Source organism: Paenibacillus sp. MABNR03 (assembly GCF_050455445.1).
In the GTDB taxonomy this organism is placed as follows: Bacteria; Bacillota; Bacilli; order Paenibacillales; family Paenibacillaceae; genus Paenibacillus; species Paenibacillus xylanilyticus.
Window position 1 is genome coordinate 685,667 of record NZ_JBCIYR010000002.1, and the last position, 22,995, is coordinate 708,661.

The following is a 22,995-nucleotide window of genomic DNA, read 5'->3' on the forward strand; positions in this document are numbered from 1 at the left end:
TACCGGAAATTGAAACGGTCCGAGGGGTGTGAAAGGAGGGGAAACGGTTGGATAATGCCGAATTGCAGCGGTGGATTGAGCAGGTATCTCTGGAGCATTTCGGGGTTCCGTTCACCCACGAGGCGCTGTTTAACCGACGTCTGACGACAACCGGCGGGCGATATATGCTTAAGAGTCATCGAATTGAGATTAATCCACATCAGCTTGAAGCGTACGGGCGGGATGATGTCGAGAAAATCATCAAGCATGAATTGTGTCACTACCATCTCCATATTCGTGGACGAGGTTATCGCCACAGGGACCCGGAATTCAAGGCACTTTTGCAAAAGGTAGGGGGTTCGCGGTTCTGTCAGTCCCTTCCGGACGGCAAGGGCAGGAAGCCGCTGCCATATCGTTACAAGCTTGTATGCAAGAGCTGTGGTACGGAATATTTGCGCAAACGGAAAATGGATCCCAAGCGTTACAGATGCGGCAGGTGCGCCGGCAAGCTGGGTCTTCATCATATTACTAACGAGTAGCTACTTATATAAACAGATCCTGCTGAAGATGGGGATAATGCACCTCATGGATTGGCGTTTTTCCGGGTATTTACAGTTGGGAAGAAAGTGTAGACAAGGCTGTTGACTTGGCTTATTAATCATGATAAATTAAGTTTATTCGAGATTATTCCCTGATAGCTCAGTTGGTAGAGCACTCGACTGTTAATCGAGTTGTCACAGGTTCGAGTCCTGTTCGGGGAGCCATTTCTTGGAGAGATACCCAAGTGGCTATAAGGGGACCCTCTGCTAAGGGGTTAGACTGCGTAAGCGGTGCGAGGGTTCGAATCCCTCTCTCTCCGTTTTGATTTACACGAATAGAATCCCCTTCACGATGAATCGTCTAACGAGTCATCGTGAAGGGGATTTTTTTCTTTTTCTCATTTGGTGATCGTCACCGCTTCATCTACAGTGAGATTCCCAAGACCTCGTATAAACCCTTCTTGCCGGCTTCCGTAACTTCAACCGAACGGCTGCCTGGTTTCTTGCGTGTCCAGTTCAGCTGAGCGAGCCTGCGTTCCAATTGTTCTCCCAGCAGTCCGGATATGTGATGACGTCGTTCGCTCCAGTCCAGACATTTACGGGCAATGGCCCGCCGGGACCCCGGTTTCACCTGAAGTTCAATTCCGAATGAAGTGAACCATTGAACTCCTTTCTCCGTAATGTGATAATCCTTGGCCTGGTCTTCTTCTGGCTCTACGAGGTATCCTTCTCGCAATAAGGCATCGCACAAAGAGACCCCAAGCTTTCCAGCCAGATGACCATAACAGGTACGAGCAAAACTCAGGTGCTGCAGCTGATTGGACTGTTTGAGAGACCGCACCTGAACAGGAGGGGCGATACTGCCCATCGTTTCAATCAGAAAAGCAATCTCCTGGCCTGCCAAACGATAGTAGCGGTGTCTTCCTTGCCGTTCAACGACAAGCAGTCCGCCTTCAACGAGTTTGGCAAGGTGATTACTCGCCGTTTGGGGTGTGACACCAGCCATATAGGCAAGCTCACCCGCTGGCAGTGCCTGTCCACCCAGCAGTGCTTCGAGAAAAACAGCGCGACTCGGATCAGCAATTAATGAGGCGATAACAGATATATTTGGATATGCATTCATACTTCGATGATACTTGAACTATTGGCGTATTACAATCAGGACAGGCTTTCGCAGGGGTAGAGCTCTCCATGGTGAAGGCCCGAATGAAGGAGACAGGAGATGGAGTATACACATGAATCAGAAAAATATGAGAGAACGATCTTCCGAAGGATCGGAAATGGATCAACACGAAACGATTAACCCAAGCATTTTATACTATGGAACACCAGTCTTGATACTGAGCACGCTGAACGAAGATGGGTCAACCAACCTGTCTCCATTGTCCTCTTCCTGGGCACTCGGAGATTGTCTTGTCATTGGCTTGGGCATTCAGGGGAAAGCGTATGAGAATTTAAGAAGACACCCTGAATGTGTAGTTAATTTGCCGGATGCGTCCATGTGGAGGAAAGTAGAATCTTTGGGACGGTATACGGGTACATATCCGGTTCCAGAGGAGAAGAAACAAATGGGTTACGAATTTTGTTCCGAAAAATTTAAAGCAGCGGGCCTAACCGCACAAGACTCGACTCTGGTTCAACCTCAGAAAATAGCGGAGTGTCCGCTTCAGATCGAGGCATCGGTGCAGCATATCCGCACGCCGGAGCATACGCCTTATATGGCTGTTGTTGAGGTAAAAGCACTGAAGGTACATGCACAACAGAAGCTTATATCTGGACCGAATAAAATTGATCCGGCGAAGTGGGATCCGCTAATTTATAATTTTCGCCATTACTTTGGTTTGGGGGAGAGACAAGGGGAGAACTTCCGTGCTGAATAGGATCGGGGTAAAAGAAAGAATAGAAACATCCTATGTAATGCAGAATGTACAAGTGGAGGCCATGCAGGTCTTCACTTTTTTATGTGCCATTTTGAATCGGAAGCAAGCCGGCATAATTCATTATTTTATTGGACAAGGAATGGGTAAATAGTAAAGAAAGATGCATGTAAGCATATACATAAGAGAGGTGATGAGTATGGAAATGGAATATCTAATGCGAGTTCTCATAGCGGGGATTTGCGGAGTACTTATCGGGTATGAACGTAAAAACCGGATGAAAGAAGCGGGGATACGGACTCATTTTGTGGTTGCTGTAGGTGCAGCACTTATGATGATTGTTTCGAAATATGGATTTCAGGATCAGGCCGGCTGGGACAATCTGTCGCTGGACCCTTCCCGAATTGCGGCCCAGGTCGTTAGTGGGGTGGGCTTCATCGGAGCCGGGATGATCTTCACGCAGCGTCACACGGTCCGGGGATTGACGACAGCCGCGGGCATCTGGGCAACGGCGGGAATGGGACTGGCTGTAGGTGCTGGGCTTTACTGGACGGGAGCGGGTGTAACCCTGCTGATTGTCCTCGCTCAGATGCTGCTGCATCGGCCCACACGCTGGCTTGTTTCGGCGAGAACAGAAACGCTGACCATTCATCTGGGACAGGAATCAGAGAGCCTGAAGGCCATATTGGCACTGCTGGGGCAGGAGAAAATTTCGGTCATCGGATTCAAAACGGAACGGCAAACAAGCGCAGACTCGGGTGAGGAGACTGTGCTTGAGTTCACCGTGCAGATGCCCGGTTCGTACCGGGGAGAGCAATTGATCGTTATATTGCAGGGTGTGCCACATGTAAAAACAGTAGAATTGAAGTGAAATAATCACCATTCCCTGGCAGCAGCAGGGGTTATTGACCGCCTTCAACCATGCTTTCAGGTCGGGAAACCGGTTTTCCATCCAGTACACAGTGAATGGCATGAGCGACACCATGCTCCACATTGGTCAAAGTTATAGCCTTGGCAAGTGCCTGGATTTCCGGTTCGGCATTCCCCATGGCGATGCCGAGGCCTGCCATTTTCAACATGGAAACATCATTGAAATTGTCACCGATGGCTGCTGTATCTTCCATAGGAATGTTGAGATGAGCCGCCAGTTTGGTCAAGGCATTGCCTTTGGATACATCGGGATGCTGCATCTCGAAATTATGTTCAGAGGATACTACCATGGCGACATCGGATCTAGAAGCAAAGTACGCTCTTCCTTCCTGCAGTTGATCCGGGTCGAGTGAGAATGCCATGATATTGTAGATATGGGCTTCCGCAGGAATCTCCTGATGGGAATGGACACGATGGTAGTCTTTCTTGTCATAGTGCTTTTTAACGGCGCGAATCAGGCGCTCTACATCCTCGCCAGGGCTTGTGCCCAGAATCCGGTCCATCTCGGCGAGCATGGCTTCGTGGCTGCTAATGGGAGCGTAGATCCCCTGCTGGGTAGATGCTTCATAATAGCACTCATGATCTTCCAGCCATTGCATAACGGATGCTGCCGTCTCACGTTCAAGCGGAAGATGATACAGACGTTTCCCGTCGGCATCATGAATGGTAGCTCCGTTTGACCCGATGACAGGTGTATTAATCCCGCCTTCCTGGCAAATGCCCACAACGTCAGAGTAGACGCGTCCTGTTGCAATCGTAACCTTTAACCCTTCTTGCTGGGCCCGCTGAATGGCAGCTGCATTTTCCGGACTGATCTGACTGTCTCTGTTCAATAGTGTTCCGTCCAAATCCGTGGCAAATAATTTCATATATTTACAACTCCTTATCTTCGTTGGTTCAGGAATGAGAATCTCGACCTGTTGTTCAGCTAGAAAGTTACGCCAATCGTCTGAAGGCCATTGATCGGTAATCAGTACATCCACCAGTGACCAGTCGGCAAAACGATAGCCATACCGTTTATCAAACTTGGAACGGTCAGCGAGCACGATGACCTCCTTGGCAGCCTGCATCATTTTTTGCTTAATCTTGCCTTCTTCTTCGGAAGCGCTGAATCCATCCATCGTAATCCCGCCAATTCCGATAAAAGCTTTATCCACATAGTAATGGGAGAGCGTCTCTATAACCGAGGCTCCATAGACATAACGCTGTTCCTTGTCGACTTTACCGCCGAGTAAACGAATATGGACAGCCGAGTGATTGGAGAGAAGATCAGCAGAATGAATGGAGTTGGTGATGACCGTGCAGGATTTTCCATCCAGATGTTCAGCACAGGCCTGTACCGTGGTGGACGAATCCAGAATGATGTTCTCGCCTTGGCGCACCATGGCTGCAGCGAGTTTCCCGATGGCCCGTTTTTCTTCCGAAACATAGAGCAGGCGATCCTTGTAGGAGATATATTCACGTGGAGGAGAGGGGAGGATCGCCCCACCGCGTGTGCGGATAATGGCATCCTGTTCTTCCAGCTTGATTAGATCCCTGCGAGCCGTATCCCGCGAGACGTCAAAGAGGGAGACGATCTCGTCGGCCGAGATTCGGTTATGTTTGCGAAGATGTTCGATAATCAGCTGCATTCGTTCTTCTTGAAACAAACATGCCGCCTCCTTGCTAATGATTGACCGTGTAATAACTGATATTCTAATTATAAGTATTTGTAATTGTATTTGCAATATTGTAAGTGAATATAAGTTTTTATAAGTAGTTTGTTCTATCTTTTACAAAATGTCAGCATTCTGTTGACATTGGTATGATAGCCGATATAAGGAGGGGGCTATATAACAGACAATCAAGGTCATTGTTTTTGAAAAAAGCTCATAAAGAAAAATTTCAAAAAAAGTGTTGCACTATTTTATTTTATTGTGGTATACTCATTCTTGTCGCCAAGAAAGACAACTTGTTAATAAGGCCCGTTGGTCAAGGGGTTAAGACACCTCCCTTTCACGGAGGTAACAGGGGTTCGAATCCCCTACGGGTCATATCTTCACCACCTTTTTATAAGGAAACCTCGCAAGTCATTGTTCTTAAAACAAGAGATGATATGGCACATCGGTGAAGTTACAGCAAGAGCCATTAGCTCAGTTGGTAGAGCACCTGACTTTTAATCAGGGTGTCGAAGGTTCGAGCCCTTCATGGCTCACCATTTTTACATTTGAATATGCGGTCGTGGTGGAATGGCAGACACGCTATCTTGAGGGGGTAGTGGGCGTACGCCCGTGGAGGTTCGAGTCCTCTCGACCGCATTACATGAACAACATCGAAGATAGACTCTCATGGTTATCCATGAGGGTCTATTTTTGTATTCTGCTATATGCCGAGTGAAATGCACCCTGGCGATTAAGGGGCTGAGGATTCATAGACGTTGTGGTATAATTATCTATATTGTGTTGCTCGAGGATAGGTTATGTTTAAGATGAGATTTTAGATTATTACGGTTGGAAGGCGGTCCTGTATGCAGTCGATATATGAGCGAATTGAACACCTGATTGCCGAACGAGGGATGACGAAGAAAGCGTTCTGTCAACAACTGAAGATTAGCACCGGAAATTTGGGTGATTGGAAACGCGGGAAGTCTATTCCGAGTACGAATAAACTGATTGAGATCGCTTCGTTTTTTGATGTGAGTCTGGATTGGCTCATGATCGGGCGTCCATCCAAGGAAGCGATGGTGCGGGAAAAACGGGAAGATTATTTTTTTGACGTGTTGCGGCAATTGGATTGCCAGGAAAGTGAATTATCGACTGTGGAACAGTCTTTTATTAGTGAATATATTGAATTTACCCGCTATCGCAAGTCTAAGGAGAGCAGAAATGCTGATGACTATCGGTACAAGGAAGATCATAAACCTGAATCAGATGAATCGGTCTAATGCAAAACCTCTGAACAACCCGGATATATATTCCGGAGCTGCTCAGAGGTTTTTTTCATTGTTCCCATTGTGCCTAGTACCATGCACAGTTCATTTGCGGAATGCAAGAATCTCACTGCCTAATAAATCGGGTCGAATCGTATTCCAGATCTGCAGGCATTGTTCCTGAAGTTCCCAGGCAGCCATGCCGAGCAGACGAACCCCTATTCCTCCACTGGCGAGCAAGCTGGCACCGGCAAGCATTCGGCCGTCTGGAGGCAAGGCAGACCTGATGCGTTCCAGTTCTGCAGCTCCGAGCCCGGGGGCGATCATCCAGAGTGCGGCAGTATGGGTGAAACCCAGCAATGCAGCTGATTGTTTTGGAGCATCGCTCTCCGGCTCCATGCCGAATCGATCCCACACTGCCAGCTGATCACCTTGCCATATCTCGGTTAAATTTCGATATTTGTTGAACTGGAACGATTCACCTCGGTGAATCCGTCCAGCTGACCAGACGTCTGCATAAGCGAGAATGGCCTGCTCTTCCAGATGGAAGGTGGCGGTGAGTGAAGAGGAACTGCCTTTGAATGGAATAACGCATTCCGGAAAATATTCAAGCACAGCCCCCTTTTGGATCTGGAAGTGATGATTAACCGACGAGGGAAGCGAAGGCGTGGGATGGAGCCGTGTAGCTGACGTGCTGCTCAGCATCACATGGGTGCCTTCGTCCAAATGCCACTTGGAATGATAATGGTCTCCGTTAAGAACACCGGGGGAGACGTCGGATGTGTAGATGCATAAACCACCCCCGCCGCCCGGAGGGCGAAAGGATCGACTAAATCGGAGAGGGGCGCTGTAAAAACGATCCGTCATGACCGTGCGTCCCCCTTGAAGAGCGAATGTGGCTCGAAGCTCGCTGCGTCGCATCACGGCTCCTTCAGCATGAGTGCCCGCCTTAGTCGTGGTTCCTTCCAATACGGAAGATGAATTAATGGGTGTGAGCTGAGCCATGGTCATGGCTGTGTGAATGCTGATGCGCAGCGGCAGCATCGTCATCCATGTATTGATGTTCAAGCCAGTGCACGATCTCGGATACGCCTTCACCGCTCATCAGGTTCGACATTACATATGGGCGTCCTTCCCGTACGCGCTCGGTATCATCCTTCATGACTTGCAGGCTTGCGCCAACATAAGGGGCGAGGTCGGTCTTGTTGATCAGCAGCAGATCTGAGCGTGTGATTCCGGGACCGCCTTTGCGGGGCAGTTTTTCCCCTTGGGCAACGTCAATGATGTAAATGAAGACATCAGCGAGTTCCGGGCTGAATGCAGCAGAGAGGTTGTCGCCGCCACTCTCGATGAAGATGAGTTGCAGATCGGGAAAACGTTCGACTAATTCATCCACAGCTTCGAAATTCATCGAAGCATCCTCACGAATGGCCGTATGTGGGCATCCGCCTGTCTCTACGCCGATAATGCGTTCAGGTGCAAGGGCGTTTTGGCGCAGCAAGATCTCGGCATCTTCCTTGGTATAAATGTCGTTGGTAATGACTGCCAGGCTATAACGGGTACGCAGTGCCTTGGAAAGCTTCTCCACGAGAGCGGTTTTACCTGAGCCTACCGGGCCTCCAATACCGATTCGCATAGGTCTGCTGCGATCGAATGCCTTACGTTCCCACTCCGGATGATGCGTATGATTAGCTCCTCCACACATAACAAATTCCTCCTTGGTTATCTTCTTTATTTTAATAGAAAATCGATATTGATCATGATTGCTGTTAGGACATAAATAGACGGGCAGGTAAGCTTTCATGCCGCATGGCATAGATTTCCTGGGCAATACCGAAACTGTGCATGTCTTCCGGGTCGTGGTCCCGAATCTGAATCCATTCGGACTCGATGTCGTTTAACAGTTTTTGTATGAGCATCTGGGCCTCGGTCTGCCCGATCGGCAGGAGACGCAAAGCACTGTTTACATAAGCATTCACAGAGGTATACAAATGTCCGGTAACCGCCTCGTCCAATCCAATCTCCAACTGATAGTTGATATACCCATGAATGGTGGTTATGCCGCAAAAAGCACTGTGTTCCTGCACGGCTTTGTCAATGAGTGAGAAGTCCATCCAAGGGTAGAGAGAACGGGCGAGTTTCAGAAGTCGCTTGCCCATCTTGTGTCCGCTTTCCCTGATTTCGCGGGGGGTACGCTGGGCGTGCACTCGCTTGTCATAGAGCGCAAGTAGGGCTGCATTCCGTTCCTCCAATGCGTGGTAGACTCCTTTAATAGCGAGCCCGTCAAGCCGAACAAGACTGGAATGAAGCTGGCTGCGAATGAATTGTTCGAGCTCGGCGGTTGTTCGAATGGTACCGTCATGAGTGTATGCTTCCAGGCCAAACGAGTGGGAGAACCCGCCAATGGGCAGGGCAGAGTCAAGCAGTTGAACATAACGAAGCAGCTTCGTACCGCTATGCATCATGACGAGTGTCCTCCCTTTTTTTTTTCTATCTTATTTCCCTTCCCAATCAAAATCTAATATAAAAATAATTTGAGAATATAGGATGGACATAAGTTAACACGATAACGAAGAGGCAGGACGAACCTGAAGAAGCGGAGCTGAAAGCTTTCTGCAAGAAAGCTGCATCGAAAGCATTGACTTCGCCTTTATCACAAGATCTACCTCTATCAAAAAGGGTTCAAAGAAATCTGGGGATAACAGCGATCGGAAGGTTGTTCTGCCAGCGTAGTGGCAAGTGTAACAGTCCTTGTATATTCTTGTTATTTTATATTAGATCTCAAAACATGAAATAACGCTGTGCCATTGGCAGCTCCTCTGCAGGTTCACAGGTGAGCAATACTCCATCAGCGCGAACCTCATAGGTTTCGGGGTCCACTTCAATATGAGGTGTCACGTCGTTGTGAATCATGTCCTTTTTGCTCACCGAGCGGCAACCTTTGACGGGTTCCACCCGCTTGTTCAGTCCAAGCGTTTCCTTGATGCCGGCATCAGCCGCAGCCTGGGAGACAAAAGTGATGGATCCTTTGGCGATCGCGCCACCATATGATCCGAACATCGGTCTGCCGAACACGGGTTGAGGTGTCGGGATCGAAGCGTTTGGGTCACCCATTTGGGCGAAGGTAATCATGCCGCCTTTGATCACCATTTCGGGTTTAACCCCAAAATAGGCTGGGTTCCAGACGATCAGATCAGCTAGCTTGCCCACTTCCACAGAGCCGACGAGGTGGCCGATTCCGTGAGCGATGGCTGGATTGATGGTGTATTTGGCGACATATCTCTTGATCCGATCGTTGTCGGATGGTGAGCCTGGCTTTAATTCCAGCTTGCCGCGCTGTTTCTTCATTTTGTCCGCAGTCTGCCACGTACGAATAATGACTTCGCCTACCCGGCCCATCGCCTGGGAGTCCGAACTGATAATGCTGAACACACCGAGATCGTGCAAAATGTCTTCAGCTGCAATCGTCTCGGGACGAATCCGGGAATCAGCAAAAGCAACATCCTCAGGGATTGCCGGATCCAGATGATGACACACCATCAACATGTCGAGATGTTCTTCAACCGTATTTCGCGTATATGGGCGTGTCGGGTTGGTAGAAGAGGGGATCACGTATGATTCGCCAGCAGCTCGGATGATATCCGGTGCATGTCCACCCCCGGCACCTTCGGTATGATAGGTGTGTATGGTGCGGCCGTTAATGGCAGCGAGTGTATTCTCCAAAAAAACCGTCTCATTCAAGGTATCGGTATGAATGGCTACCTGGATATCATGTTCTCCGGCGGCAGTCAGGCAGGCATCTATGGCGCTTGGTGTTGTGCCCCAATCTTCATGCAACTTCAAGCCGATCACGCCAGCTTCAATCTGTTCAATGAGCGGGGCTGTGGTCGAACTGTTGCCTTTGCCAAGATATCCGATATTCATGGGGAAAGCCTCAGCGGACTCCAGCATGCGGTGAATATGCCAGGCTCCGGGTGTGCAGGTGGTTGCTTTCGTACCTGTTGCAGGTCCTGTGCCTCCGCCAATCATGGTCGTTACGCCTGAAGACAAAGCCGTTTGAATCTGCTGTGGGCAAATAAAATGAATATGGGTATCAATCCCGCCGGCAGTTACGATCATGCCTTCGCCGGCAATGATTTCCGTGGAAGCGCCGATTACAAGCAGGGGGTCAACCCCATCCATGGTATCCGGATTGCCGGATTTGCCGATGGCACAGATGATTCCGTCGCGGATACCGATATCCGCTTTTACAATACCCCAATGATCAATAATAATGGCGTTGGTAATCACAGTGTCCGGTGTGCCATGTCTGCGAAGAGCCGATGCGGACTGGCCCATGCCATCCCGAATGACTTTCCCGCCTCCGAATTTGCTCTCATCTCCATATACAGCGTAATCGTGCTCAATCTCTGCCCAGAGCTCCGTATCTGCCAGCCTTACGGCATCCCCGGTGGTGGGTCCGAACATGGAAGCGTATTGTTCGCGAGTCATGCGTTTCATGATGGATCGCCTCCGTCCTGTACAGGAGGTGGTGCGAATGCCTTCAGGAAAGCTTCAAGCTTCTGCGGATCTGGCGGCTGATCAGCCGATCCTTCCGTTAATCCGTTAAATCCATGAATCTGACGTTTGCCGCCAAACGTGGTCAGTTCAACCGGCTTCTCTTCGCCGGGCTCGAAACGAACTGCGGTGCCTGCCGGGATATGCAGACGATGTCCGAAAGCCGCCGTACGGTCGAAGTCGAGCGCAGCATTCACTTCATAGAAATGAACATGAGAGCCGACCTGTACAGGGCGATCTCCGCGATTCAAAACTATGAGTCGTATCGTTTGGCGATCAGGATGACAGACAATCTCATCCTGTTTTAATCGATATTCACCTGGGATCATGGCAATCTCCTGCCTTTCTCAGCGTATGGGTTCATGCACGGTAACCAGTTTTGTCCCATCAGGAAATGTGGCTTCCACCTGCACTTCCGGGATCATATCCGGTACCCCTTCCATGCAGTCGTCACGTGTAAGAATAGTACCGCCATATCTCATCAATTCCGCTACGCTCATTCCGTCTCGTGCTCGTTCCATGAGCTCGGAGGTTAACAAGGCGATAGCTTCGGGGACATTAAGTTTAAGTCCGCGTCCTCTGCGTTCGCGCGCGAGATTGGCGGCTACAGTAATCAGCAGTTTTTCTTTTTCCTGCTCCGTCCAGTGCAAGGGCAATCCGACCTTTCCCATAAGAGTATATAGCTTTATGGATCGTGTTATATGTTAAATATACTCACACAGGGTGAATCCTTTGTCAATACGGTTTGAAACATATTAGCAGCATGCATGAAACGAGTAGGCGTGAAATAAAATTATGTAAGCATTATTGACATGGAGAGTCGGACACTCCATAATTTGGATCAACGAACATTTCGGGATTAAATGTCCTTAATGTTCGTCAATAGACTAAAAAAAGGGAGTGTAGGCTATTGAAGAAGAGGTCGGTCAAATTATGGGGTATTTTGCTCGGTGCGGTCATTGCTTTGACGGGATGTGTAGAAGGGGGAACACCACCTGAAACTTCAGGTTCCGGTGGAACGGGAGAGACTGCTGCATCCAATGAGACAATCAAGGTAGGTATTCTTCATTCCTTAAGCGGAACGATGGCGATCAGTGAGGTGTCTGTCAAGGATGCCGAGATGCTTGCGATCGAAGAGATCAATGCAGCTGGTGGCGTCCTGGGTAAACAGATCGAGCCTGTCGTTGAAGACGGCGCTTCGGATTGGCCGACTTTTGCGGAAAAGGCAGGAAAATTGCTTCAGCAGGATAAGGTAGCCGCTGTATTTGGCGGGTGGACCTCGGCGAGTCGGAAGGCCATGCTCCCGGTGTTCGAACAGAATCAGGGTCTCTTATTTTATCCGGTGCAATATGAAGGATTGGAGTCATCTCCCAACATTTTTTATACAGGAGCAACAACGAATCAACAAATCGTGCCGTCAGTAACCTGGTTGCTGGAGAACAGAGGCGAGAAATTTTATCTGCTTGGCTCGGACTATGTTTTCCCGAAAACAGCCAATCAGGTCATCAAAGCTCAATTGGCAGCTGAAGGTGGAGAGGTGGTTGGTGAAGAATATACGCCGCTGGGCCATACTGATTACAGTACCATCATTAGCAAAATCAAGGCTGCTAAGCCGGATGTAGTTTACAACACACTTAACGGAGACAGTAATGTAGCCTTTTTCAAACAACTGAAGGATGCGGGCATCACTTCGGAGCAGATGACGACGCTGTCGGTAAGTGTGGCGGAAGAGGAGATTCGGGGAATTGGTGCTGATGTGTTAAAAGGGCATCTGGCTTCATGGAACTACTATCAGACAACAGATACTCCTGAAAACAAAACATTTGTTGAGAAATATAAAGAAAAATATGGTGCGGACCGGGTAACGGCTGACCCGATTGAAGCGGGATACGTAGCAGTGTATCTGTGGAAAGCAGCTGTCGAAAAAGCGGGATCAACCGATGTGGAGAAGGTTAAAGAGGCGGCAAAAGGACTGGAGTTTGATGCTCCGGAAGGAAAAGTGACCGTAGACGGAGAGAATCAGCATATCTACAAAACCGTCCGGATCGGGGAAGTGCAGGAAGATGGTCAGTTCAAGGAATTGTGGAACTCCGGTTCACCTGTCAAGCCAGACCCTTATTTGAAAACCTACGAATGGGGAGCTTCTCTTAGCGGTCAATGACACGATGCTTCATGTCCAAACTTCTGAATTCAAGGATGAGGGTGGGACAACACACCCTCTCACAACGTTACATTAAAGCGTTAATGCGAGTTTCTGTGATATTTATATCTGTAATGAGAGGCTTTCGGCATGGGAAAGGGGGATGGCAATGGATATGTTTGTTCTGCAAATGTTCAATGGGCTCAGCATCAGTTCGATCCTGCTGCTGATTGCGCTGGGGCTCGCGGTAACGTTTGGTCTCATGAATGTCATCAATATGGCTCACGGTGAGTTGATTATGATTGGTGCCTATGCAACATATGTGACGCAAAATCTGTTCATTTCGTATGCTCCGGCAGCGTGGTTTGAAGTGTACTTTATCGTGGCTCTGCCGATCGCGTTTGGTGTGGCGGCACTTGTCGGCTGGCTGCTTGAAGTGGTATTGATTCGACATTTGTATGGAAGGCCTCTGGACAGTCTGCTGGCTACATGGGGAGTGGGGATGATGCTGCAGCAACTGGCACGTACCATTTTCGGGGCGCCAAACGTTGGTGTGTCCAGCCCATCCTGGCTTAATGGTGGTCTTGCAATCTCTGACGGCATTATATTTCCGTATAAACGACTCTTTATCATCGCACTCGTTGCAGTGGTTCTGCTGTGTATGTATCTGTATATATACCGCACATCTTCCGGGAGACGGATGAGGGCTGTCATGCAGAATCGGAGCATGGCGGGATGTCTCGGGATTTCTACCCGACGGGTGGATGGCATGACCTTTGCTATCGGTTCGGGAATCGCGGGGGTTGCGGGCTGTGCTCTGACGTTAATCGGGCCGATTGGTCCTTCGCTCGGAACCTATTATATTGTAGATGCATTTATGGTCGTGGTTCTCGGAGGGGTTGGCAAACTGGTAGGAACGGTCTGTGGCGCACTTGGGATTGGCATGTTCAATACGTTATTCGAAACCTACACATCTGCTTCAATTGGGAAAGTGCTGGTGTTTGTATGTATCGTTGCTTTTCTGCAATGGAAGCCGCGCGGGCTGGTTGCCATGCGGACGCGCAGTCTCGACTAACACGAAAAAAGGGGGTTATCTGATGTCGGCACTTCTGAAGTCAGGCAGGTTGAAAACGAGAATCATATGGGCGGTCGTGCTTATCCTGATGTGTCTTGCCCCATTAATCTCTACGGAATTTCGGCTCAGTTTGCTGGCCAAATTCCTCGCACTTGCCATTTTGGCGATAGGGCTTGATCTGATCTGGGGTTATGGTGGGGTTCTTAGTCTGGGACATGGGGTGTTCTTTGGGCTTGGAGGTTACGCCATGGCCATGTATCTGAAGCTGCAGGCCAGTGGTACTTCCCTGCCTGATTTCATGGGGTGGAGTGGTCTGACGGGTCTGCCCTGGTTCTGGGAACCGTTCCGGTCGTTTCCGGTGGCGCTATTTCTGGGCATTGCCCTTCCGGCGTTACTAGCTTTTGTTTTAGGTTGGTTTACGTTCCGTAACCGGATTACCGGTGTGTATTTTACCATTTTGACTCAAGCACTTGTACTCATCACGGTGACCTTGTTTATCGGCAAACAGGAGTGGACTGGTGGTACGAATGGTATAACCGGATATAACTCGATCTTCGGTTTTACGCTGCATTCTGCAGGGACAACGATTGCGCTGTACTATATCACACTTGCGATCCTGGTGCTCACATATCTGCTGTGCAGGAAACTGGTGAACAGCCGGTTTGGTCAGGTGTTGGAAGCTTCACGGGACGGAGAAAACCGGGTACGTTTCCTTGGATATGATCCGGCAGGATACAAAACGCTAACGTTTGCCCTTTCCGGGGCACTTGCGGGGATAGCAGGTATGCTTTTTGTTCTGCAGGTTGGTATTATCTCGCCTTCCATGATGGGGATTGTCCCCTCCATTGAAATGGTATTGTGGGTTGCCTTGGGCGGTCGCGGCACACTGATTGGAGCTGTGATCGGGGCGGTTGTGCTTAACGCTGCCAAAACGGGGATAAGTGAGGCGTACCCTGAAGGTTGGCTGTTTGTTCTGGGCGGGCTGTTTGTAACAGTTGTTTTATTTATGCCTAACGGACTTGTCGGAGTTTATCGTAATGTCGTTCGATTGCTGAAGCGGAGAGGAGAGGTTGTGCATGTCCCAGTCAGTCAGGAAAAACCTGAAGTCTACTGAGGCCGCATCTGTGTTGCTGGCTGAGGATATTACCGTGGCTTTTGGCGGATTCGTTGCAGTTAAAGGCATGAACTTGAAGCTGCATGCGCATGATCTGCATTTTCTGATCGGCCCCAATGGTGCGGGGAAAACAACAATGCTGGATGTGATTTGCGGAAAAACAAAACCTCTCTCGGGCACTGTGCAGCTGGATGATGGCACGGAGCTGACACGTCTGAAAGAGCACCAGATCGTTCGGAAAGGCGTGGGGCGCAAATTCCAGGCACCGTCCATCTTCGGAGGGTTAACTGTACAGGAAAATCTGGCTTTGGCAGCGGAAAGTCAGCGTTCCCCTCTACGGACTCTTCGAATTCCGCGGTATGGGAAAATAAGTGCTGCGATGGAACGGGTTATTCAGCAGATCGGTTTACAGGATCGTGTGTATACACGAGCAGGAGCACTCTCTCATGGAGAGAAGCAATGGCTCGAAATTGGCATGCTGCTGCTTCAGGAACCACGTGTGTTGCTGCTGGACGAACCGGTTGCGGGAATGACTGATGAAGAGACGCATAAAACGGGCCGTTTGTTACAGGACATTGCACAGGAACGTTCGGTTGTGGTTGTGGAGCATGACATGGAGTTTGTCCGTGAGTATGCGGCAAAGGTGACGGTGATGCATGAAGGCAAGCTGCTGAAGGAAGGGACCATGGCGGAGGTACAGGAAGATCCTCGGGTAGCTGAAGTCTACTTGGGCAAAAGGAGGGATGATCATGCTGTCATTGCAGCGAATTGAATCTGGTTACGGAGAAAGCAATGTGCTGCGTGGTGTGAATCTCGATGTGCAGGCTGGACAGGTGGTATGTCTGATGGGCCGTAACGGTGTCGGCAAAACAACACTGATGAAAACACTGATGGGCCTGCTCAAAACCCGGAAGGGGAACATTCAGTGGAAGGGGCAGGATATATCCGCTTTGGACCCGGCAAAACGGGCCAAGGCCGGCATTGGATATGTTCCTCAGGGGCGTGAGATTTTCCCGCAGCTCACAGTAAAGGAGAATCTGCTGCTCGGTCTGGAGACAGCCGCACCGGGAGTGAAGGCGTTCCCTGAGGATGTGCTCGCGATGTTCCCGGTCCTTGCCACCATGTATGGACGTCAGGGTGGAGATTTGAGTGGTGGCCAGCAGCAGCAGCTTGCCTTTGCGCGAGCGCTTGCCTCGCGGCCCGGTTTGTTATTGCTGGATGAACCAACCGAAGGCATACAGCCTTCAATTGTTGAGGATATCCGGCAGGTCATCCTGCAAATCAAGGCAAAAGGCGACATTTCGGTGCTGCTCGTTGAACAGAGCATCGACTTTGTGCGCGGTGCTGCGGATTATATCTACGTCATGGACAAAGGTGCAATTGCATTGCAAGGTTCACCGAAGGAACTGGATATGTCTCAATTTGAACACCATCTGTCGGTATAAACCGGAGTGTGTCTGGTCCCGGTCATGATCGTTTGTCCAAAATATTGGAGTACTTAGGGTATAGGCGTCGAATGCAGTCTGGACAGATGTCGTGCGTAAATTCGGCGTGCGTGTGTTTCTCCAGGTAACTTTCAACTGAATTCCAGATGTCTTGTTCATCCTTGATTTGTTTGCAGACCGCGCAAATGGGAAGCAGTCCGCGTAGTGTGCGCACCTCTGACAGAGCTTGCTTCAGCTGCTGTTCGATCTGCTTCTGCTCCGTGATGTCTGTGTGCGCAATCAGGGCAAGTTCTATCGGAAGCGAAGGATCTGACTGGGGCAGAGGCGTTAGTTCCAGACGGAACCACCTTATGTCCAGGTTCGCAAATTGCAAGGATATGTCGTATGTATGGCAATGGTCAAAGGAGTGCTGAGTCTTCTCAAAATGCTGGATGATTGCCTCGATTCTCGTTCTCTCCTCATAAGCTGCCCATGTCTGAAGCAGATGAAGATAATGAAACGTTTCGGAAGACAAACGGTAGATGTCTGATCTATTCTGTTCCGAATACAATTGCCCAAGTCCATTTTGCCATGCGGTATTGCAGCTGCGGATTCTCCAGTTGCGGTCGACGATAATGAGTTGATGTCGTATGGAATGGAAGGACAATCTTTCCAGGTCAGTCGTAAAGTAGCTCATGAATGGGCCCTCCTTGGCAATCAGTTAAAGGATAGGGGCGGCATGGTAATGGCGTGTCATCGCAGTTCATCCGGAATTTGCAATAGCTCTGCGACCTGGTTTCGGAACCGGGTTGCTTTTCGTGTGCCATGAATGAGGTTGGATAAACGGTACGGCGGGATGCCGTGCTGTTCACAAAAGGTTTTTTGATCCATCTGAAGCTCAGTCAGGCGTCGTTTGATGGCCCATCCGAACGGAGTCACGGGTTTCTTTTTGTTCAAAAGGGTTCACCCCTTATCGAAGTATTCAACCCGCCTCCGGTTGTGTGAAATAATGGAAGATACGAGCTGTGTATCTTATTATATACGTAATTACGTCATGTAACAATTATAAAATGATAAATTTTAGTGTTTTTGTGTCATTTAATGACGTAAAAACGTGTATAAGACTAGGGAGAATGACAAAAAAGCACGTCAGCAAGGAGGTTGCTGCGTGCTTTTTTATCGTCCGAGGAAGTGTGAGGAAGCGAGTGTCTTGGGGTGAACGGGGTTAGGCCCGGTAGGCATGAAGCCCTGCGCCAAGCATATGGAAGCTGGGGAACAACGATTTCATGGACATTGAGGTTGGCTGTGCCGGTCCATCCGCAGCAGAGGCGCTAACGGTATTCCATTCATGCTCCAGGTCTGCGGCCAGGCGAACCAGCAGTTCCTGCGTAGTATCATTATCCAGAGGGAGGACTTTAGATGCTTCGGATATACATGCACTCATGGCTGAGTGCAAATAACCCATGACCGCTTCCTCGACGGGGATTTCGAGGTGGTGGTTGATCCAGGCGTGAACAGTGGAGAGGCAGCCTACAGACTCGTATTTGGCAAGGGTGTGTTCGAGCTGGCTGAATTCAATCCAGGGATGAAGAGCCCGGGCCAGCTTGATCAGTCTTTTGCCCATGGCGGTGGCTTGATCCCTTAGATCAGCAGGAGTTCGCTGAACGTGAACCAATTTGTCAATGAGAGCCGTTCGCCATGTGTCGTTATGATCTGTTGCACTGTAGATGCCCTTGATTGCCATACCTTCAAGTCGAACAATGCTGGGGTGCAGCTGGCAGCGCATAAAGGATTCCAGATCTGCAGCATTTCGAATACTACCTTCAGAGATATGCACATCCATACCAAAGGAATGGGTAAACCCTCCGACCTGGATGGAGGAATCAAGCAGTTTAACATAATCGAGCAGCTTATTCCCACGGTTCACGGTCTTTCGCCTCCTACGTTCGTTAAATGTTATATTAAATAACATTTATACTCCTTTTTGGTTCCTCTTATGCTTTTAAATCCGAATTATATGATATATATATTCACATAAATATCCGTATTTTGTCAATAAAATCTTTGGAATTCGGTTAAAACAATTTAAATGTTAACATACATAACTTTTTAGGTAATGTAAATGTAGGGAAAGGGATGGGGACTCGAGAGATCATCTTATTGGGATGCTAAATTACATGAATATAGATGGAAAATGATTTGAAATTTAATGTATGCAATCGGTAAGCGATCATGACGATAAGAACCGATATTTGGAGAAAAAACACAGGAGAATGACACTTTTTAGAAAGTGCTTTACTTTTATATCATAACCCTGTATAATCATTTTTGTTGCCGATTATTTACGACATGCGGTCGTGGTGGAATGGCAGACACGCTATCTTGAGGGGGTAGTGGGCGTATGCCCGTGGAGGTTCGAGTCCTCTCGACCGCATCATAAAGTACGATAAGAAGAGGTTTTCCGATGGAGGAAAGCCTCTTTTTTTTGCGTTTGTAGATAGCGTAAAAAAGGCCATCCCCAGTAGAACCTGACTTCCTGGGGTTCTGTGCTGATGATGGCCGCTGTGTGGTGCCTTTATTTCAACAACTTCTCGATATCTGCCTGAATTTGGTCAGGAGTCGTTTTTGGAGCATAACGCTTCACGACACGTCCGTCCTGATCGACAAGGAATTTGGTAAAGTTCCATTTGATGGCTTTGGAGCCGAGCAGTCCCGGTGCTTCTGTAGTCAGATGTTGGAAGAGAGGATGAGCGCTTGAGCCGTTCACGTCGATTTTCTCAAACATGGGAAAGCTTACACCGTAATTCATCTGGCAAAACTCGGCAATATCATCGGATGATCCTTTTTCCTGGGCGAACTGGTTACTCGGAAATCCCAATACTTCAAACTGACGATCTTTGAATTTGTCGTAGAGTTCCTGCAGACCTTCAAATTGCGGGGTCAGTCCGCATTTGCTCGCCGTATTTACAATCAGCAGCACCTTGTTGCGATATTCGGACATTTCCACTTCCTGTCCCCGAAGGGTGGTGACTTTGTAGTCATAAACGGTTATGATGTATCGCCTCCATATAATAATAGTTGAGTTCATTATTCGTATACTTATATTATATTGTTTACAATTAGATAATGCAAAATTAATAAAAAGATATTTCCCCTTTATTGGATGTTTAAATGATCCTTAAATTCCAGACATTTTTCATAAAGACGAGAATTAGTGAGCTTTATCGAGATGGATGGAGAATGGGAATGTTGTAAGCGCTATTATTAATAAGTAATGGCATAAATTCGTCATTTCGGTGATCTGTACAGACTTTACACCAACATGGCGCGGGTGTATGATTCATATCGTAATTTCTATTTCAATTAAACTTAACATGAAAAACGAAACAAACGATAATATCGCTCTGATCAATACACGAAACTGGAACGATGTTTTAATCGCTGAGTTTCCATTCATTCATGGGTGGGAAACGGGGGAACCAATCGGAATGGCTGTGCAATGCAGCTGGTCCATGGGGTGAATTTTTCGGTGCAAGCCGGAAATAGGGCGACTCTCGCGCCCGAATCCGTCAGCTAACCTCGTAAGCGTTAAAGGGAGAGGCAACAAGCCGTACGCATATTCATGGCGTCTTCGTCATGGGTTATTTAAGAAGCGTTCGGGGAGGCCTTGGTCCCCCACGCTTCTTTTTTGTTGTCTTTTCACGCCAAGGGAGGAACGAATGATGGATAATGAGATGATTTTAGTAACTGCACCGAATGAAGCGGGGCGCAAGTTTATCAAGCTTTTGATGTACAAAAAAATGTCGTTTGCCGTTCTGACCAACAGTGCAGGGGAAGAGCGGAAACTCCGGAGAATCGGAGTGGAGAACGTGATCCGCATGAATACTGCGGAAGCGCAGAAATGGTTTCTGCCGCAGTCCAGCGTAGGCAACGTTTTTATTTTTGAGAACAGTCTGAACCTGACCTGCAGGTATTTGCAGATCTGCCGTTCATGGACCTCGAAATCGCTATGCGTGATCACCGAACAGAGCCATCCCAAAGGGATTTACCGTGGAATGGGAGCAGACCGGATTGTATATTCCCTCAATGGAGAGGTTGGCTTTTTGCTCAATGGTTAATGTGATGACTGCCGATTGATCCGGTGTGAGGTGCCTGTTATAATTGAATTTATGGAAAAATGGAATTCTGAGGAGACTCATGCATGATGATGGGTCTTCTTTTTTATTGATCAAGGTTGCGTTCATGGCTAACAAGGAGGAATAGGCGTGCCGGATGTACGTGGATTAAAGTGGTTGTTTTTTGATGTAGGAGACACGTTGGTAGACGAATGGGAGCCGGTAGATGATATTATCGGGCAGTTCGTAAGAGAAGCCTGTTCACTTGGATATCCGGTGAAGATTGAGATGGTGCGAGAGATATTCGCCTCCTGTTACCGTAAATATGAGCAGTGGCCCATGAAGGTAGCGATTCGGACATTAATTAGTGATGAACGTCATAGGGAGCAGATTCAGGAGAAGCTGAAGTTCCGGAAGGAGCTGGAGAAGCCTTTCGCTGCTGCTGATGCTGTGCTGAAGGAGTTGTCACGCCATTATCGGATTGGCATTATTGCCAACCAGAGCCCGGGGACAGCTGAGCGACTGGAGAGTTATGGTTTGCGCAGGTACGTCGATGTACTGGCCTGTTCGGCAGAAGAAGGCGTATCCAAGCCGGACCCGGAGCTGTATGCAGTGGCCCTGAAACAGGCTGGATGCGAGCCCGGGGAAGCTGTAATGATTGGAGACCGGATTGATAACGATATCATTCCTGCCAAGAAGCTGGGGATGCGAACAATTCGGATCCTGCAGGGTTATGGACGGTTTCAGCCTGAACTGGAGGGTCAGGAGCACGCGGACTGGACGATCGAAAGTTTGGAACAGCTAATTCCTTTACTCGTGTCTAATGAAGAATAGCGGGTAAAGTATATTTATAGAAGCCTAGCGAGCGTCATCAAATTGTGGACAAGGCAAATGTACGGCATTATAAAAGGCTGATCGCTTCAAGTATAGCTACTTGAGGAGATCAGCCTTTTTTGAGTTGACATCCGGCTACCGGGACCCTGTTCCCTCTTATTAGAACAGCATAATGGTCTGGATGATCAGATAGACATTTAGGATAACGATCACGGCAGCGATGATCCAGGAGACGATTTTGAGCCACAGTTTGTTGGCGAATGCCCCCATGCTTTTTTTGTCACTTGTGAACATCACGAGTGGAATGACCGCAAATGGCAGCTGCAACGATAGGATCACCTGGCTCAATATCAGCAATTCTTCCGTTCCGTGCTCCCCGGCGATGGCGGTCACAATAACAGCAGGGATGATGGCAATTAATCGGGTCACCAAGCGGCGCAGCCAAGCCGGAATCCGAATGTTCAGGAAACCTTCCATGACAATCTGTCCGGAGAGTGTGCCTGTTAGTGTAGAGTTCTGACCTGACGCCAGCAGGGCGACACCAAACAGGATGCTTGCAATGGTCGTGCCCAGCAGTGGTGTAAGCAGGTGGTAAGCATCTGTGATCTCAGCAACCTGAGTCATGCCTGCACTATGAAATACAGCTGCGGACACGATGAGTATGGCTGCGTTAATAAACAGGGCCAGCGTCAACGCGATGGTTGAATCCATGGTGGAGTACCGGATAGCTTCTCTTTTTCCTTGAGGCGTCTGTTCGATCTGACGAGTCTGTACGATGGAAGAATGCAAATACAGATTATGCGGCATGACCGTTGCTCCGATAATACCGATGGCGATATAGAGCATCGCTGGATTTTGCAGTATCTCGGCACTTGGTACAAATCCGGTGAGTACTCCGCCCATATCCGGTTTGGCAAGGAACAGATCAATCCCGAAGCACAGGGCAATGGTTGCCATCAGCACGATAACCAACGTTTCCAATGCGCGAAATCCCTTATTTTGCAGCAAAAGGATAAGCAGGACATCCACGGCCGTAATAATGACGCCGTATAACATGGGGATGTTGAACAGCAGCTTCAGCGCGATGGCTGAACCGATGACCTCGGCCAGATCGGTAGCTGCAATGGCCAGTTCACACAAAACCCATAACATCATAACAACCGGCATACTGAACCGCTCGCGGCAAGCCTGAGCCAGATCCCGTCCTGTAACAATACCGAGCTTGCCAGCGAGTGACTGCAGTACCACTGCCATAAGATTTGAGATCAAAATGACGGATAAAAGGGTATAGCCGAATTGTGAACCACCGGCAATATCTGTTGCCCAGTTACCCGGGTCCATATAACCAACAGCGACCAGATAACCGGGGCCGACAAAGGCGAGGAATTTTTTCCACCAGGCGGCGTTTTTCGGAACCTTCATGGAGCTGTGGGCTTCCCCGAGTGAAGGAGCCATGCCTGCTGCAGCCAACGGCTCAGCCGAAGCAGAGTTGAATGGATTTTT

The 22,995-nt window shown here is 48.9% G+C and carries 24 protein-coding genes, 6 tRNA genes, 1 pseudogene and 1 riboswitch; of the genes and pseudogenes, 17 read left to right on the forward strand and 14 right to left on the reverse strand.

Translation table 11 applies throughout. The annotated features are described in order from the left end of the window. Positions 1–47: 47 nt before the first annotated feature. From AAIH57_RS11625 to AAIH57_RS11635, 3 genes are all read left to right on the forward strand, one after another. Positions 48–518, forward strand: a complete 471-nt coding sequence (locus tag AAIH57_RS11625) for a SprT family protein (protein ID WP_175398238.1) — start codon at positions 48–50, stop codon at positions 516–518. Between the two features lie 149 nt (positions 519–667). Further along, positions 668–743, forward strand: a tRNA-Asn gene (locus tag AAIH57_RS11630). Between the two features lie 6 nt (positions 744–749). Further along, positions 750–838, forward strand: a tRNA-Ser gene (locus AAIH57_RS11635). Between the two features lie 104 nt (positions 839–942). Here the strand turns inward: AAIH57_RS11635 and AAIH57_RS11640 are convergent. Further along, complete coding sequence (locus AAIH57_RS11640) at positions 943–1,641, reverse strand: ArsR/SmtB family transcription factor (protein WP_430021711.1); 699 nt, start codon at positions 1,639–1,641, stop codon at positions 943–945. A 157-nt stretch (positions 1,642–1,798) separates the two neighbouring features. Here AAIH57_RS11640 and AAIH57_RS11645 point away from each other — a divergent pair, with 157 nt between their 5' ends. After that, positions 1,799–2,398 carry a flavin reductase family protein gene (locus AAIH57_RS11645; RefSeq protein ID WP_175398429.1) on the forward strand — a complete coding sequence of 200 codons (600 nt, stop codon included), beginning with the start codon at positions 1,799–1,801 and terminating at the stop codon, positions 2,396–2,398. A 196-nt stretch (positions 2,399–2,594) separates the two neighbouring features. Next, entirely contained in the window at positions 2,595–3,266 is a 672-nt protein-coding gene (locus AAIH57_RS11650) for an MgtC/SapB family protein (protein WP_175398240.1), read from the forward strand. A 31-nt stretch (positions 3,267–3,297) separates the two neighbouring features. On the opposite strand, the gene AAIH57_RS11655 is transcribed toward AAIH57_RS11650, so the two are convergent. After that, the gene (locus AAIH57_RS11655) at positions 3,298–4,194 is read right to left on the reverse strand and encodes a Cof-type HAD-IIB family hydrolase (protein ID WP_175398241.1); all 897 of its coding nucleotides are present in this window, start codon (positions 4,192–4,194) and stop codon (positions 3,298–3,300) included. Between the two features lie 27 nt (positions 4,195–4,221). Further along, positions 4,222–4,974, reverse strand: a pseudogene (locus AAIH57_RS11660) (DeoR/GlpR family DNA-binding transcription regulator); the annotation flags it as partial. A 312-nt stretch (positions 4,975–5,286) separates the two neighbouring features. Between AAIH57_RS11660 and AAIH57_RS11665 the strand changes: the two are divergent. The 4 genes from AAIH57_RS11665 to AAIH57_RS11680 all read left to right on the forward strand — a co-directional run bounded on the left by AAIH57_RS11665 (position 5,287) and on the right by AAIH57_RS11680 (position 6,248). Next, positions 5,287–5,358, forward strand: a tRNA-Glu gene (locus tag AAIH57_RS11665). A gap of 88 nt (positions 5,359–5,446) precedes the next feature. Beyond that, positions 5,447–5,522, forward strand: a tRNA-Lys gene (locus tag AAIH57_RS11670). A gap of 17 nt (positions 5,523–5,539) precedes the next feature. After that, a tRNA-Leu gene (locus AAIH57_RS11675) sits at positions 5,540–5,622 on the forward strand. Positions 5,623–5,831: 209 nt separating this feature from the next. Continuing rightward, a complete protein-coding gene (locus AAIH57_RS11680; RefSeq protein ID WP_430021712.1) occupies positions 5,832–6,248 on the forward strand; it encodes a helix-turn-helix domain-containing protein in 417 nt (138 codons plus the stop codon). A gap of 90 nt (positions 6,249–6,338) precedes the next feature. On the opposite strand, the gene AAIH57_RS11685 is transcribed toward AAIH57_RS11680, so the two are convergent. The 6 genes from AAIH57_RS11685 to AAIH57_RS11710 all read right to left on the reverse strand — a co-directional run bounded on the left by AAIH57_RS11685 (position 6,339) and on the right by AAIH57_RS11710 (position 11,440). After that, positions 6,339–7,301 carry an urease accessory protein UreD gene (locus AAIH57_RS11685; RefSeq protein WP_430021713.1) on the reverse strand — a complete coding sequence of 321 codons (963 nt, stop codon included), beginning with the start codon at positions 7,299–7,301 and terminating at the stop codon, positions 6,339–6,341. Continuing rightward, a complete protein-coding gene (gene ureG / locus AAIH57_RS11690; RefSeq protein WP_175398244.1) occupies positions 7,216–7,938 on the reverse strand; it encodes an urease accessory protein UreG in 723 nt (240 codons plus the stop codon). Before ureG ends, AAIH57_RS11685 begins: the two co-directional genes overlap by 86 nt. A 64-nt stretch (positions 7,939–8,002) precedes the next feature. Beyond that, positions 8,003–8,698 (reverse strand): urease accessory protein UreF, encoded by a 696-nt coding sequence (locus tag AAIH57_RS11695; RefSeq protein ID WP_430021714.1) that lies wholly within the window; start codon positions 8,696–8,698, stop codon positions 8,003–8,005. Positions 8,699–9,014: 316 nt separating this feature from the next. Then, positions 9,015–10,733: an urease subunit alpha gene (ureC, locus tag AAIH57_RS11700; RefSeq protein WP_430021715.1), complete on the reverse strand. Its 1,719-nt coding sequence runs from the start codon at positions 10,731–10,733 to the stop codon at positions 9,015–9,017. Then, positions 10,730–11,119 carry an urease subunit beta gene (locus tag AAIH57_RS11705; RefSeq protein WP_430021716.1) on the reverse strand — a complete coding sequence of 130 codons (390 nt, stop codon included), beginning with the start codon at positions 11,117–11,119 and terminating at the stop codon, positions 10,730–10,732. Before AAIH57_RS11705 ends, ureC begins: the two co-directional genes overlap by 4 nt. Before the next feature lie 18 nt (positions 11,120–11,137). Continuing rightward, on the reverse strand, positions 11,138–11,440 hold the full coding sequence (locus tag AAIH57_RS11710) for an urease subunit gamma (RefSeq protein WP_430022129.1): 303 nt from the start codon (positions 11,438–11,440) through the stop codon (positions 11,138–11,140). A gap of 260 nt (positions 11,441–11,700) precedes the next feature. Here AAIH57_RS11710 and urtA point away from each other — a divergent pair, with 260 nt between their 5' ends. The 5 genes from urtA (at position 11,701) to urtE (ending at position 16,564) form a co-directional block, all read left to right on the forward strand. Beyond that, positions 11,701–12,951 (forward strand): urea ABC transporter substrate-binding protein, encoded by a 1,251-nt coding sequence (gene urtA, locus AAIH57_RS11715; protein ID WP_430021717.1) that lies wholly within the window; start codon positions 11,701–11,703, stop codon positions 12,949–12,951. Between the two features lie 148 nt (positions 12,952–13,099). Beyond that, positions 13,100–14,005, forward strand: coding sequence for an urea ABC transporter permease subunit UrtB (gene urtB / locus AAIH57_RS11720; protein ID WP_430021718.1), 906 nt, complete (start codon positions 13,100–13,102; stop codon positions 14,003–14,005). Positions 14,006–14,027: 22 nt separating this feature from the next. Further along, the gene (gene urtC, locus AAIH57_RS11725) at positions 14,028–15,119 is read left to right on the forward strand and encodes an urea ABC transporter permease subunit UrtC (RefSeq protein WP_430021719.1); all 1,092 of its coding nucleotides are present in this window, start codon (positions 14,028–14,030) and stop codon (positions 15,117–15,119) included. Further along, complete coding sequence (urtD, locus tag AAIH57_RS11730) at positions 15,082–15,891, forward strand: urea ABC transporter ATP-binding protein UrtD (RefSeq protein WP_430021720.1); 810 nt, start codon at positions 15,082–15,084, stop codon at positions 15,889–15,891. Before urtC ends, urtD begins: the two co-directional genes overlap by 38 nt. Next, on the forward strand, positions 15,869–16,564 hold the full coding sequence (gene urtE, locus AAIH57_RS11735; RefSeq protein ID WP_430021721.1) for an urea ABC transporter ATP-binding subunit UrtE: 696 nt from the start codon (positions 15,869–15,871) through the stop codon (positions 16,562–16,564). The genes urtD and urtE overlap by 23 nt, the downstream gene beginning before the upstream one ends. Before the next feature lie 22 nt (positions 16,565–16,586). Here the strand turns inward: urtE and AAIH57_RS11740 are convergent, their stop codons facing one another. From AAIH57_RS11740 to AAIH57_RS11750, 3 genes are all read right to left on the reverse strand, one after another. Further along, positions 16,587–17,240, reverse strand: coding sequence for a hypothetical protein (locus AAIH57_RS11740; RefSeq protein ID WP_430021722.1), 654 nt, complete (start codon positions 17,238–17,240; stop codon positions 16,587–16,589). Positions 17,241–17,296: 56 nt separating this feature from the next. Beyond that, positions 17,297–17,500, reverse strand: a complete 204-nt coding sequence (locus AAIH57_RS11745) for an XRE family transcriptional regulator (RefSeq protein ID WP_430021723.1) — start codon at positions 17,498–17,500, stop codon at positions 17,297–17,299. A 268-nt stretch (positions 17,501–17,768) separates the two neighbouring features. Beyond that, positions 17,769–18,470 (reverse strand): urease accessory protein UreF, encoded by a 702-nt coding sequence (locus tag AAIH57_RS11750; RefSeq protein WP_175398255.1) that lies wholly within the window; start codon positions 18,468–18,470, stop codon positions 17,769–17,771. Positions 18,471–18,894: 424 nt separating this feature from the next. On the opposite strand from AAIH57_RS11750, the gene AAIH57_RS11755 reads away from it, so the two are divergent. Continuing rightward, positions 18,895–18,977, forward strand: a tRNA-Leu gene (locus AAIH57_RS11755). Positions 18,978–19,118: 141 nt separating this feature from the next. Here AAIH57_RS11755 and AAIH57_RS11760 read toward each other — a convergent pair. Next, a complete protein-coding gene (locus tag AAIH57_RS11760; RefSeq protein ID WP_430022130.1) occupies positions 19,119–19,595 on the reverse strand; it encodes a glutathione peroxidase in 477 nt (158 codons plus the stop codon). A 377-nt stretch (positions 19,596–19,972) separates the two neighbouring features. Further along, a riboswitch (cyclic di-AMP (ydaO/yuaA leader) is annotated at positions 19,973–20,146 on the forward strand. A 116-nt stretch (positions 20,147–20,262) separates the two neighbouring features. Between AAIH57_RS11760 and AAIH57_RS11765 the strand changes: the two genes are divergently transcribed. Both AAIH57_RS11765 and AAIH57_RS11770 read left to right on the forward strand, forming a co-directional pair. Continuing rightward, positions 20,263–20,661, forward strand: a complete 399-nt coding sequence (locus tag AAIH57_RS11765) for a hypothetical protein (protein ID WP_430021724.1) — start codon at positions 20,263–20,265, stop codon at positions 20,659–20,661. Positions 20,662–20,808: 147 nt separating this feature from the next. Next, the gene (locus AAIH57_RS11770) at positions 20,809–21,492 is read left to right on the forward strand and encodes an HAD family hydrolase (protein WP_430021725.1); all 684 of its coding nucleotides are present in this window, start codon (positions 20,809–20,811) and stop codon (positions 21,490–21,492) included. 159 nt (positions 21,493–21,651) lie between these two features. On the opposite strand, the gene AAIH57_RS11775 is transcribed toward AAIH57_RS11770, so the two are convergent. Beyond that, a complete protein-coding gene (locus tag AAIH57_RS11775; protein ID WP_430022131.1) occupies positions 21,652–22,947 on the reverse strand; it encodes an Nramp family divalent metal transporter in 1,296 nt (431 codons plus the stop codon). Positions 22,948–22,995: the final 48 nt, after the last annotated feature.